Source organism: Luteibacter sp. 9133, from assembly GCF_000800155.1.
Lineage (GTDB): Bacteria > Pseudomonadota > Gammaproteobacteria > Xanthomonadales > Rhodanobacteraceae > Luteibacter > Luteibacter mycovicinus.
The window spans coordinates 2,984,350-2,995,755 of sequence record NZ_JUHO01000001.1 but is presented as its reverse complement, the minus strand read 5'-3'; the positions used below and the strand labels follow the sequence as shown (position 1 = coordinate 2,995,755).

At 67.1% G+C, this 11,406-nt stretch carries 7 protein-coding genes; 1 reads left to right on the top strand and 6 read right to left on the bottom strand.

Features of this window, described 5'->3' with window-relative positions; all coding sequences use genetic code 11:
• Nucleotides 1-10 precede the first annotated feature (10 nt).
• From xseA to FA87_RS13050, 4 genes are all read right to left on the bottom strand, one after another.
• Entirely contained in the window at nucleotides 11-1,357 is a 1,347-nt protein-coding gene (xseA, locus tag FA87_RS13065) for an exodeoxyribonuclease VII large subunit (protein WP_036111547.1), read from the bottom strand.
• A 98-nt stretch (nucleotides 1,358-1,455) separates the two neighbouring features.
• The gene (locus tag FA87_RS13060) at nucleotides 1,456-3,063 is read right to left on the bottom strand and encodes a carboxyl transferase domain-containing protein (RefSeq protein ID WP_043695080.1); all 1,608 of its coding nucleotides are present in this window, start codon (nucleotides 3,061-3,063) and stop codon (nucleotides 1,456-1,458) included.
• Between the two features lie 124 nt (nucleotides 3,064-3,187).
• Nucleotides 3,188-3,574, bottom strand: coding sequence for a hypothetical protein (locus FA87_RS13055; protein ID WP_036111552.1), 387 nt, complete (start codon nucleotides 3,572-3,574; stop codon nucleotides 3,188-3,190).
• Between the two features lie 162 nt (nucleotides 3,575-3,736).
• Nucleotides 3,737-4,912, bottom strand: coding sequence for an acetyl-CoA C-acyltransferase (locus tag FA87_RS13050; protein WP_036111556.1), 1,176 nt, complete (start codon nucleotides 4,910-4,912; stop codon nucleotides 3,737-3,739).
• A gap of 262 nt (nucleotides 4,913-5,174) precedes the next feature.
• Here FA87_RS13050 and FA87_RS13045 point away from each other — a divergent pair, with 262 nt between their 5' ends.
• Nucleotides 5,175-8,009 carry an autotransporter serine protease gene (locus tag FA87_RS13045; RefSeq protein ID WP_043695077.1) on the top strand — a complete coding sequence of 945 codons (2,835 nt, stop codon included), beginning with the start codon at nucleotides 5,175-5,177 and terminating at the stop codon, nucleotides 8,007-8,009.
• Between the two features lie 9 nt (nucleotides 8,010-8,018).
• Here FA87_RS13045 and FA87_RS13040 read toward each other — a convergent pair whose 3' ends face one another.
• Entirely contained in the window at nucleotides 8,019-9,176 is a 1,158-nt protein-coding gene (locus tag FA87_RS13040) for an isovaleryl-CoA dehydrogenase (RefSeq protein ID WP_043695074.1), read from the bottom strand.
• A gap of 80 nt (nucleotides 9,177-9,256) precedes the next feature.
• Nucleotides 9,257-11,371, bottom strand: coding sequence for a YccS family putative transporter (gene yccS, locus FA87_RS13035; protein ID WP_052191352.1), 2,115 nt, complete (start codon nucleotides 11,369-11,371; stop codon nucleotides 9,257-9,259).
• Nucleotides 11,372-11,406 lie beyond the last annotated feature (35 nt).

The following is an 11,406-nucleotide window of genomic DNA, read 5'->3' as shown; positions in this document are numbered from 1 at the left end:
GCCGGGCGAATCAGTCCTCGCGACGGACTTTGAGCTCGCCATCGCCGAGCATCACGCGCAGACGGTCGCCGACGGCGACGTCTCCCGCGCGGCGCACCACCGCGTCGCGCTCGTCGAAGACGATCGCGTAGCCACGTTCGAGCGTCGCCAGAGGACTGACCGCGTGCAGCGTGCGCGCCTGCTCGGTGACGCGTGCGCGATCGCGTTCGATGCGACGTGCCATCGATGTCCTCAGGCGCAGGCGCAGATCCGCGATGCGGCGCTGCGAGGGGGCGAGGCGAAGCCGCGGATGCTGGGCGGCCAGGCGCGCCTGCAGGCGGTCGAGGCGGGCACGGCGAAGCGCGTTCGACTGGGCGGTCGCCGTGACGAGGCGGCGACGAAGTGCCTCGAGCCGCTGGCCATCCCGCGCGAGGCGCGCCTGCGGACGTTGCGCATTGAGGCGTGCCTGCCAGTGATCCGCACGCTGGGCGGCCGCCTGAAGGCGACGAGCGATCAACGTGGCCATGCGCTGGCGCAGGCGATCGAGCCGACGTTCGAGGTCGCCGGCGTCCGGTACCAGGAGCTCGGCGGCAGCCGATGGCGTGGCGGCGCGCAGATCGGCGACGAAGTCCGCGATGGTGAAGTCCACCTCGTGGCCGACGGCCGAAACGACCGGAACGGCACTGGCATGGATGGCGCGAGCCACGGCTTCGTCATTGAAGGCCCAGAGATCCTCCAGCGAACCGCCGCCACGGGTCACCAGCAGCACATCGTAGCGTCCGCTGGCCGACGCCCGCCGCAGCATGGCGGCAATGGCGGGCGGTGCTTCACGGCCCTGCACGGGCACGGGCAACACGTCCACGTCGGCGAGGCCGAAGCGACGGCCGAGTACGCTGAGGACGTCGCGGACCGCCGCGCCCGAGGGCGAGGTGATGACGCCGATACGCTTCGGATAGGCAGGCAGCGCGCGCTTGCGCTCCGCGTCGAACAGACCTTCGGCGCCGAGACGCGCCTTCAGCTGCTCGAACTCACGCTGCAGGGCGCCTTCGCCTGCCGGCTCCATGTGGTCGGCCACCAGCTGGAACTCGCCGCGCGCCTCATACAGCCCGACCTTGGCCCGCATCAGCACGTGCATGCCGTCCGTGGGACGAAAGCGGAGCCGCGATGCGGCCGTGCGGAACATGGCGCAGCGCACCTGGGCGCCCGCGTCTTTCAGCGTGAAATAGACATGGCCCGACGCGGGGCGCGCGACATTCGACAGCTCGCCCTCGATCCAGACGCCCATGGGCAGGGCGTCTTCCAGCAGATCGCGCACCAGCCGGTTCAGGCCGGAGGGCGTGAATATCTCGGGAGGGGAGCGGTCGTCGAAGGCGGGCATGGACCGGGAAGCGTAAAGCGTAACGGGCCACCCGTAAACCCGGAATCGTGAACAGGAATGCCTTTTCGGTTAGCGCCTTACGTGTAACGGTTAACCCATTACATGCGGAACACGCCGAACCGGCCCTGTTCGATCGGCGCATTGAGCGAGGCGGAGATGGCCAGGCCCAGTACCCGACGGGTGTCGGCCGGATCGATGATGCCGTCGTCCCAGAGCCGCGCGCTGGCGTAATACGGGTGACCCTGACGTTCGTACTGGTCACGCACGGGCGCCTTGAACGCCTCTTCGTCGTCGGCGCTCCACGAGCCACCGCCGGCCTCGATGCCATCGCGGCGCACGGTGGCGAGCACGGACGCCGCCTGTTCGCCACCCATCACGCTGATGCGCGCGTTCGGCCACATCCAGAGGAAACGCGCGCCGTACGCGCGACCGCACATCGCGTAATTGCCCGCGCCGAAGCTGCCGCCGATGACCACGGTGAACTTGGGCACGTGCGAGCAGGCCACCGCGGTCACCATCTTCGCGCCGTCTTTGGCGATACCTGCGTTCTCGTACTTGCGGCCCACCATGAATCCGGTGATGTTCTGCAGGAACACGAGAGGTATGTTGCGTTGGTTGCACAGTTCGATGAAGTGCGCACCCTTCTGCGCGGACTCGCCGAACAGAATGCCGTTGTTGGCGATGATGCCCACGGGATAACCGTGGATATGTGCGAAGCCCGTGACGAGCGTCTTGCCGTAGCGTGCCTTGAATTCGTGGAATTCGGAATCGTCCACGATGCGTGCGATAACTTCATGGATATCGAACGGGCGCCGCGTGTCCTCCGGAATGACCCCATACAGTTCGTCCGCGGCGAAGCGCGGTTCGACAGGCGCGCGCACGGCCAGCGGCTGCTTCTTGACCCGGTTCAGCGATCCGACGATGTCGCGGGCGATAGCCAGGGCGTGCGCGTCGTTCTCCGCGAAGTGATCCGCGACGCCGGACACCGCGGTGTGTACGTCCGCGCCGCCCAGCGCCTCGGCGTCGACCACTTCACCGGTGGCGGCTTTGACCAGCGGCGGGCCGCCGAGGAAGATGGTGCCCTGCTCGCGAACGATGATGGTCTCGTCGCTCATCGCGGGCACGTAGGCGCCACCCGCGGTGCATGAGCCCATGACGACGGCGATCTGCGGGATACCCTGCGCGCTCATGCGCGCCTGGTTGTAGAAGATGCGGCCGAAGTGCTCGCGGTCGGGAAAGACTTCGTCCTGCAGCGGCAGGAACGCGCCGCCGGAATCGACGAGGTAAATGCATGGAAGGCGATTCTCCATCGCGATTTCCTGGGCGCGCAGGTGTTTTTTCACCGTCATCGGGAAGTACGTGCCGCCTTTGACCGTAGCGTCGTTGGCCAGTACGACGACTTCCTGTCCCATGACCCGGCCGATACCTGCGATGACGCCCGCCGCCGGTGCGGCATCGTCGTACATGCCGTGCGCCGCGAGCGGAGCGATTTCGAGAAACGGAGAGCCGGGGTCGAGCAGGGCGCGGATGCGCTCCCGGGGCAGCAGTTTGCCGCGCGCCACGTGTTTTTCGCGCGCCTTCGCGCCGCCGCCTTCCGCCGTCCGCTTCAGCGTGTCACGCAGGTCGTCGGTGAGTGCGCGCAGGCGAAGGCTTGCCGCCTGGAACTCGGAAGAACGGGTATCGAGCTGCGAATCGAGAATAGGCATGGGGACATTCGCGCGAGGACTAAACGAACATCATAACGGGGCGGACCCGAAGGAAAACGCTGCAACGCGCCAAGAAAAAAGGGCCGCCCGAAGGCGACCCTCTTTCGTCCGTAAGCCGTGAGGCTTACTTCTTGGTGCTGTCGTCCTTAGCGCTGTCAGCGTTGGAAGCAGCGTCCTTCGCCTGGTCAGCCGACTTGTCGGCCTGATCAGCAGCGTTGGAAGCGGCGTCCTTGGCAGCCTCGGAAGCGCCACCGGCGGTCGAGGCCGAAGCGGCCTGCGAAGCCTGAGCAGCAGCGTCCTTGGCCTGGTCAGCGGACTGCTGAGCCTGGTCGGCAGCCTGCGACGTGGCGGCATTGGCCGACTGGTCGGCGGCCTGCTGGGCCTTGTCAGCCTGCTGCTGGGCGTCGGAAGCCGACTTCTGGGCGTCCTGCGCGGAATCCTGCGCGCCGTTGCTGCAAGCTGCCAGAAGCGCGACGAGCGCAGAGGCGAGAAGGGTACGCGTAAAATTCATTGTGTTTCTCCTTAGCCGTGGAATGCCGTGAGGCGGGCGTATTAATAGCCTAGTTGTCGTGACATAGCTATAAACCTCATCGTGCCGCTTCAGTGGGCATTAAAGCCCATGTATTTGGCGTGATCACGTTCCGGTACCAGCTTTATCCCTTCGACCCCGGTTTCACACCAGTTCGATGGCGATTGCCGTTGCCTCGCCGCCACCGATACACAGCGCGGCGACACCCCTTTTTGCGCCACGGGCCGTCAACGCATTGAGAAGGGTGACCACGATGCGGGCGCCGCTTGCGCCGATCGGGTGGCCCAGTGCGCATGCGCCGCCGTGGACGTTGACCTTGTCGTGCGGCACGTCCAGCTCGCGCATGACCGCCATCGGCACCACGGCGAACGCCTCGTTGATTTCAAACAGATCGACGTCGCCGACGGACCAGCCCGCCTTCGCGAGCACCTTCGAAATGGCGCCGACCGGCGCCGTGGTGAACCACTCCGGCTCCTGCGAATGCGTGGCGTGGGCGACGATACGAGCCAGCGCGGTGACGCCACGCGCCTTTGCCTCATCGGCGGAAAGCAGCACGAGCGCGGCGGCGCCGTCGGAGATGCTGGAGGAGCTGGCGGCGGTGATCGTACCGTTTTCCTTGCGGAAGGCGGCGCGCAGGGTCGGGATTTTAGCGGTATCGGAGCGGCCCGGCTGTTCGTCCTCGGCGAAGTCCTGCGGGCCCTTGCGACCCTGCACGGTGACCGGAACGATCTCGCCAGCGAACGCGTCGGCCTTCTGCGCCGCCTGCGCGCGCTCGACCGAAGCGATCGCGAAGGCGTCCTGCTCTTCGCGGGTGAAGTGGTACTTGTCCGCGCACCGTTCGCCGAACACGCCCATCGACTGACCGTCGTACGGGTTGGTCAGCCCGTCCCACGCCATGTGGTCGACCAGCTGACCGTCGCCATAGCGGATGCCTGTGCGCGCGTTGACCATGTGCGGCGCGTTGGTCATGGACTCCATGCCACCCGCGACGACGATGGAAGCCGACCCGGCCTTGATCAGGTCGTGGGCCAGCATCATGGCCTTCATGCCGGAACCGCACACCTTGTTGATGGTGGTGCAGCCCGCCGAGGTCGGCAGGCCGGCCTGGAGAGACGCCTGGCGCGCGGGCGCCTGGCCGAGATTCGCGGGCAGCACGCAGCCCATGATCACTTCACTGACATCGGCCGGCGCGATGCCGGACTGTTCGAGCGCCGCCTTGATGGCGACCGAGCCGAGCGTGGGCGAGGGGACGCCGGTGAACTGACCGAGGAAAGAACCGATGGCGGTGCGCTTGGCACCCGCGATGACGATCTCAGACATGGGGACTCCGTGGGACATCGTATGGCCGCCCTGGGGAGGACGGAAACCGGTCGAGTATCGCAGTGGCGGCAGGGGAGGGGCAATCTGCGCTGCGACACGCCCCTGGGCGGCCCCGCGATGCCGTGCCGGCGGCAGTTTTCACGGACGGGTTCAACATTTTGCCGACTGGATGAGATTTTTCGCAAAGTCGTGTGGCACCATCCGTGCCACACGTCCGCCAGAGTCGGCGTGGGACATTGACGTCTGAAATCAGGGGTATAACGTGAATACGACGAATCTGCTGCGTCAGCGCGAGCTTGCGCTGGCCGTGTGCGTGAGCCTGGGTTTGACCGCCTGCGGTGGCGGCGGCAGCAGTGCGCCGAGCCGCAACATTCCACAGGTGGTGGCGCCCCAGACGCCGCAGACGCCAAGCCCTCCGGTCGACCAGCCACCGGTGGATATCCAGCTGACCGCGACAGGTGCGAACGCCGCGCATGCCGCGGGCCTGACCGGTTCGGGCGTCGCCATCGGCATCGTCGACAGCGGCGTCACGGCGGCGAGCCCGGCGCTTTCCGGCCGGGTGACCAACAAGTTCACTTACGTCGATCCGGGCACCAACAACCTCAAGGTCGACGATGTTGTCGGACACGGCACCGCCGTGGCCGAAATCGCCGCGGGCAAGCCGTTCGGCCAGTTCGCCGGGGGCATCGCTCCCGATGCGACGATCGTCTCCGCGCGTATCGTCAGCGATACGACGCCGAAGGACGACGGTTCGGGCAAGGGCAACAAGGTGACTTCGGCGGATCCGCTCGGCACGGTCAACGAAGCCGTGTTCCAGGCGGGAGCGCGTATCTCCAACAACTCGTGGGGCGGCTTGTACTGGGACGCGTCCGATGCGGCCACCACGGCCAGCTTTGCCGATGCGTATAAACACGCTGCGCTTTCCTCCAGCGGAACGGTCTACGTATTCGCGGCCGGAAACGATGGCGCGGCGAATCCGTCCGATATCGCGGCGCTGCCGCTTCGCGCGCCTTCCGTGGCGGGCGGCTGGATCGCCGTCGTCGCTCTGAACAGCCACGACACGAGCCAGATCGCCTCGTATTCGAACCGTTGCGGAGACGCGAAGGCGTTCTGCATCGCGGCGCCGGGTGAGGTGCTGACACTGGCCGCGTCGTCGACGGCCGCCAAGCCGGCCTACCAGGTGTGGACCGGTACGTCGCTCGCCGCCCCCCAGGTCGCCGGCGCGGCGGCCGTCCTCTTGCAGACCTTTCCGCATTTCGACAACGAAGCGCTGGCCGACCTCATGTTCAGCACGGCCGACGATCTGGGCGATCCCGGTGTCGACGCCATTTATGGGCACGGCCGGCTCAACCTCGGCAAGGCGATGCTTGGCCCGGCGAGGCTCGATCATGCGTTCCGCGCGGACATCGGCTCGGCCAACGTGACGTTTTCGAACGACATCTCCGGCGATGGCCTCAACGTCTACGGTAGCGGCAAGCTGACGATTACCGGCACGAATACGTTCTCCGCGTTGAACGCCGAAGACACGACGACCGTAGAGGTCATGAAAGACCTTCCCGCGGCGCGAATCATCGTGCAGGACGTGGGAGCGAAGCTCATCGTTCACGGCGATCTCGGGCAGGGTCAGACCAACGGCCTCCGCGACAGCGTGGACGTCAACGGCACTCTGGAGCTGACGGCGCATCCCACCCAGATAAAGGCGGATCTCGGGCTTTACGGGCCATCGCGTCTTTCGCTGCTCCTCGGCGCTCCCGTGAACGTCGCCGGCGCCGTACGGATTTTTGGCGGCGACCTGTACATCGCCGGCGCCGTGCCCGGCTACACGGTGACCAGTCACCAGTCACTGGTCACCGCTGATTCGGTGACCGGCACGTTCACCAGCACGACGTTCGCGCAAGGCGTCTTCCTGTCGTCGACGGTCCAGTACGCACCCAAGGAAATCTGGCTCGACACGACCAGCCTGAGCGTGACCGCCGTGGCGAACTCGAATGCGGTGATGGCGCGCTCGGCCGCGGCGACGACCTCGGCGACGCGCCTTGACGGAGCCTTCCAGCAGATCGAGGGCTCGCTGGCTGGCCCGGTCGCGGCGGCATCCGCGCCGCCCGTGACGACGCTGGTCGCCGCCGGCCAGATCCAGCAGTCGCGCACGGACGCGGTGGCGAGGGCCTCGCTGGAGTCGCTCTCCGGCCAGCTGTATGCCGCGGGCACCGCCGTGACGCTCGCCGGTATCGACGCCAGCAACGATGCGCTGATCTCACACCTGGACCAGCAAGGCTCCGGTGCGTGGACGCAGTCCCTCGATTCACGCGGGGGCATGAGCCGCGGCGGGTTCGGCAACGTCGGTTTCAACCTCAACGGTGGCCTGGTCGGCAACGACATCCGTCTCGGCCTCAACGGCTTCGCCGGCGTCGCCGTCGCGCAGATGTCGAGCCACGGCCAGCTCGACGGCAGCTTCGATCACCAGCGCAGCCGTTCCACCGCCGGCATGTTCTATGCCGGCTCGCGTGGCGCCAACTGGTACGGGGTGGGGCAGTTCGGCTTCGGCAGTTTCCGTGGCGACATGCGCCGCCTGCTGCGTTTCGGCGACCAGGCCGCGTTCGCGGGCAGCGACCAGAACGGCAGCTACCAGTCCGCTTACGGCGAGGTCGGCTTCCGCAGCCATGCGGGCGCGTTCGCGCTCACGCCGTTCGCCAACGTCGAGTACGCGAGCATCCGCCGCGATGGTTTCTCGGAAACCGGTGGCGACGGCTTTGGACTGACCGCCGATGGCCACACCACCTCGCGCTGGCAGGCGGGGTTCGGGCTTCGCGCGGGCGGTTCGTGGCTCACCACGCGCGGTGCGCTGCACCTGGATGCGAAGCTGGGTTGGCAGAATGCGTTCGCGACCAAGGGCGAGGTCTTCGCGGCACGCTACACGGGCTTTTCGCAGTGGGCGCCGGTCGACGGCATCGGCCTGTCGCGCCGGGCCGGCACGGCAGGCGTGTCACTCGGCTGGGACATGACGGCCAGCACCCAGCTGGGCTTCAACGTCGACCAGCGGTTCGCGGACCGCGATCACTCGCGTTCGGCGAACGCGAGTTTCCGGATGAACTGGTAGGCCGGCGGATTACGACTTGCCGTGGAACAGTTCACGGCCGATCAGCATGCGACGGATCTCGTTGGTGCCGGCGCCGATCTCGTAGAGCTTGGCGTCGCGCAGCAACCGGCCCGCCGGGAATTCGTTGATGTAGCCGTTTCCGCCCAGTGACTGGATCGCTTCCAGCGCGACCTTCACCGCGTTGGTCGAGGCGTTGAGCAGGCAGGCGGCGGGGTCGATGCGCGACTTCACCCCGTTATCGAACTGCTGGGCCACCATGTAAGCGAACCCGCGTGACGACTGCAGCGCGGTGTACATGTCCGCGACCTTGCCCTGCATCATGCCGAACGTACCGATGGGCGCGTTGAACTGCTTGCGCTCGCGGACATAGGGCAGCACGAGATCGACCGCCGCCTGCATGATGCCGATGGGACCGCCGGACAGCACCAGGCGCTCGGTGTCCAGGCCGCCCATCAGCACGCGCACGCCTTCGTTTACTTCGCCGACGATGTTTTCCGCGGGAATCTCGCAGTTGTCGAACACCAGTTCGCAGGTGTTGGAACCGCGCATGCCCAGCTTGTCGAGTTTCTGCGCCGTCGAGAAACCCTTCATGCCCTTCTCGACGATGAACGCGGTCATGCAGCGGCTGCCCGCGGGGCGCGGGGCGGTGCGCATGTGGACCAGCAACACGTCGGCGTCGGGACCGTTGGTGATCCACATCTTGGTGCCGTTGGCCACCCACTTGCCGTCGATCAGTTCGGCCTTGCAGCTCATCGAGCCGACGACGTCCGAACCGGCGCCCGGCTCGCTCATCGCCAGCGCGCCGACCCACTCGCCGCTCGCAAGTTTCGGAAGGTACTTGCGACGCTGTTCGTCGTTGCCGTTGTGGTAGATGTTCTGCACGCAGAGATTGGAATGCGCACCGTAGGACAGACCGACCGAGGCCGACGCGCGCGAGATCTCCTCCATCGCGATCATGTGCGCAAGAAAGCCCAGGCCGGAGCCGCCGTATTCCTCGGGAATGGTGATACCGAGCAGGCCCATCTCGCCGAACTTGCGCCAGAGGTCTTCCGGAAACACGTTTTCGCGATCGATGCGATCCGCGCGCGGTGCGATTTCCTTGTCGGCGAACGCGCGGACGCTTTCACGCAGGAGGTCGAGGTCGTCGCCGAGGGAGAACGGGCGCATGGTGCAACTCCGGAAAAGGGATGGGGAAACCTGCCCATCGTAGCGTGCGCACGCCGTCAAGCCACGGCGCGACGCAGCAATCAAGCCTTCGGAATGGCCGCGATACGGTCGTGTACTCGGATCAGCAGCAGGCACTGGCGATCGACCAGGCGTACCGTTTCGGCGCCCAACGTGACCCGCATCGACGTGCCGACCAGGAGCGCTGGCGTGCCCAGCGGCGGTGCGACCGTGCCGGTGCGGATGTGCCCCGCCAGGGCGTCGAAGCCGTGGGTAATGTGGCGAGCCAGCGCCTGCAGCGCCAGCGCGTCGTCCGCCGGCAGGGATTGCCGGTGTGCACCCAGGGTCGACAGGTGGGACAGTCCCGCCTGAAGTGCCGTGAGCAGGCGAAGGGCACGCTCACCGAGATCGCGCGAATGGCCGGGTTCGCCCAGTAGTTCCGTGACATTCCCGGCCACGGCGGCCTGTGCCGCGTGCGCATCCCGTCGGGCGATGCGATAGGGCAGGTCGTCCACCTTGCCGTGAGCGTACTGGTCGGCGATCCGCTCCAGGTAGCGTCCATAGGCCAGCAAGGCATCGGCCACGATGTCGTCGAGCCGGCGCACCCGCCAGTCGGGCAGCACGAAGCGAATGGCCGCGGCGGCGACCACCGCGCCGAGCAGGGTATCGAGCAGTCGCGGACCGATGGCGTCGTACCCGGCACCGACGCGATCGAAGCAGAGCAGCACGAACAGCGTGATGACGCCGGTCGCCAGCGCATAACGGCGCAGCCGGAAGGCGAAGAACGCGGCACCTGTCGCGACGAGCACCGGCAGTCGCCAGTCGCCCGGCGGCAACAGACGCAGCAGCGCCCAGCCGACGACCAGCCCGGCCGTGGTGCCGGCGATACGCTGGACCATGCGACGTCGCGTGGCGCCATAGCTGGGCTGGCAGACGAACAGCGTCGTCAGGAGAATCCAGTAGCCGTGGGTCGGGTGCAGGCCAAGCATCAACGCGTAACCTGCGAGCATACCGATCGCCAGGCGCATGGCATGACGAAAATGCATCGAGCGGCGGTTCAGACGGAGGCGCACCCTGGCCAATGCTTCGCGGATCGACGCGGGCTCGTTGCCCTGCAACGAAATGTCGGCGTCCTCGCGCAGGCTGCCTTCGTCTTCGATGCCGGCTTGGAGACGGTCCATGTTGCTCAGCAAGGCCGACAACGCGTCGTCGATCGCTTCGTCCGGCGGGTCGCTGCGGCGGCGGTACGCCAGCGCCTCGCGCAGGTCGTCCAGTGCGGCGCGCGGCAGGGCGATGGATCGCAGCGGAGCGACCTCGCGAATCGCATCGGCGCGCTCGCGACAGGCGATGGCCTGCAATCGCAGAAGTCGTCCGAAGCGGAACATGAGGTCGCTGTGGTAGAGCGCGCCTGCCAGTTCGTCGTACGGGTAGTGCGACGAGCTGATCCGCTCGTGGATGTCCTGGGCGACGAAGAACATGCCCAGACGAGCCGCGGAACGCCCGCGTGGCTGGCGGCGTCCGATGCGATCGAGCAGCGCGATGCGCGCAGCGGTCAGCGCTTCCACCGTGCGCAGGTTGCGCTTCGAGAACTCGATGTGCAGCGCGTCGCGATCGAGGCCGCGTACGGGTTCGAACAGCGCCGCCTTCGCCTCGATCAACGCGGCCAGCGATTCGAACAGCCGGGCGAGTGCATGACGGACCGCACGCTGAGGTGCGAGCGCACTCCACAGCAGTGAGAGCGATCCGTACCATGCCGCGCCGGCGAGGATCGCCAGCGTGCCATGCCAGCCGCCAGCTGCCGCGCCTGCGCTGTCGGTGGCGATCATGGTGTAGACCGAGAGGATCAGCGTGGCCGTGGCGATCGTGGCGTATCGCCCGCTGGCGGCACCGAGCATGACCAGAAGAAACGTGCCCACCGGCAGTAGTATCGCGAACAGCGGTGGCGTGCCGATGCAGGCCTTCACCGCGGCCGCGGCGAGCGCGAAGCACAGCAAGGTCACGATCAGCCCGCGCAGGCGGCCCCGCCAGGCGTCATCGGTTTCGGCCAGAGCGCAGGCGATGGCGCCGAGCAGCGCGGGGACGATCGCCTCGGCCGGGCCGGCGAGCGTGCACCATAAGGCGATGCCGGTCAGTGCGAGGAGCACCCGCATGACATCGGCGAAGCGGTCGGATTCTGCCAGGTGACGTAAGGAGAGCATGGCCTTAGCTTAGCCCGCTACCGCGCCGGCGCGAG

Excerpts from the sequence above, each read along its gene's own strand:
- xseA (WP_036111547.1), bottom strand. The coding sequence starts at position 1,357 with ATGCCCGCCTTCGACGACCGCTCCCCTCCCGAGATATTCACGCCCTCC.
- FA87_RS13060 (WP_043695080.1), bottom strand. The coding sequence starts at position 3,063 with ATGCCTATTCTCGATTCGCAGCTCGATACCCGTTCTTCCGAGTTCCAG.
- FA87_RS13055 (WP_036111552.1), bottom strand. The coding sequence starts at position 3,574 with ATGAATTTTACGCGTACCCTTCTCGCCTCTGCGCTCGTCGCGCTTCTG.
- FA87_RS13050 (WP_036111556.1), bottom strand. The coding sequence starts at position 4,912 with ATGTCTGAGATCGTCATCGCGGGTGCCAAGCGCACCGCCATCGGTTCT.
- FA87_RS13040 (WP_043695074.1), bottom strand. The coding sequence starts at position 9,176 with ATGCGCCCGTTCTCCCTCGGCGACGACCTCGACCTCCTGCGTGAAAGC.
- yccS (WP_052191352.1), bottom strand. The coding sequence starts at position 11,371 with ATGCTCTCCTTACGTCACCTGGCAGAATCCGACCGCTTCGCCGATGTC.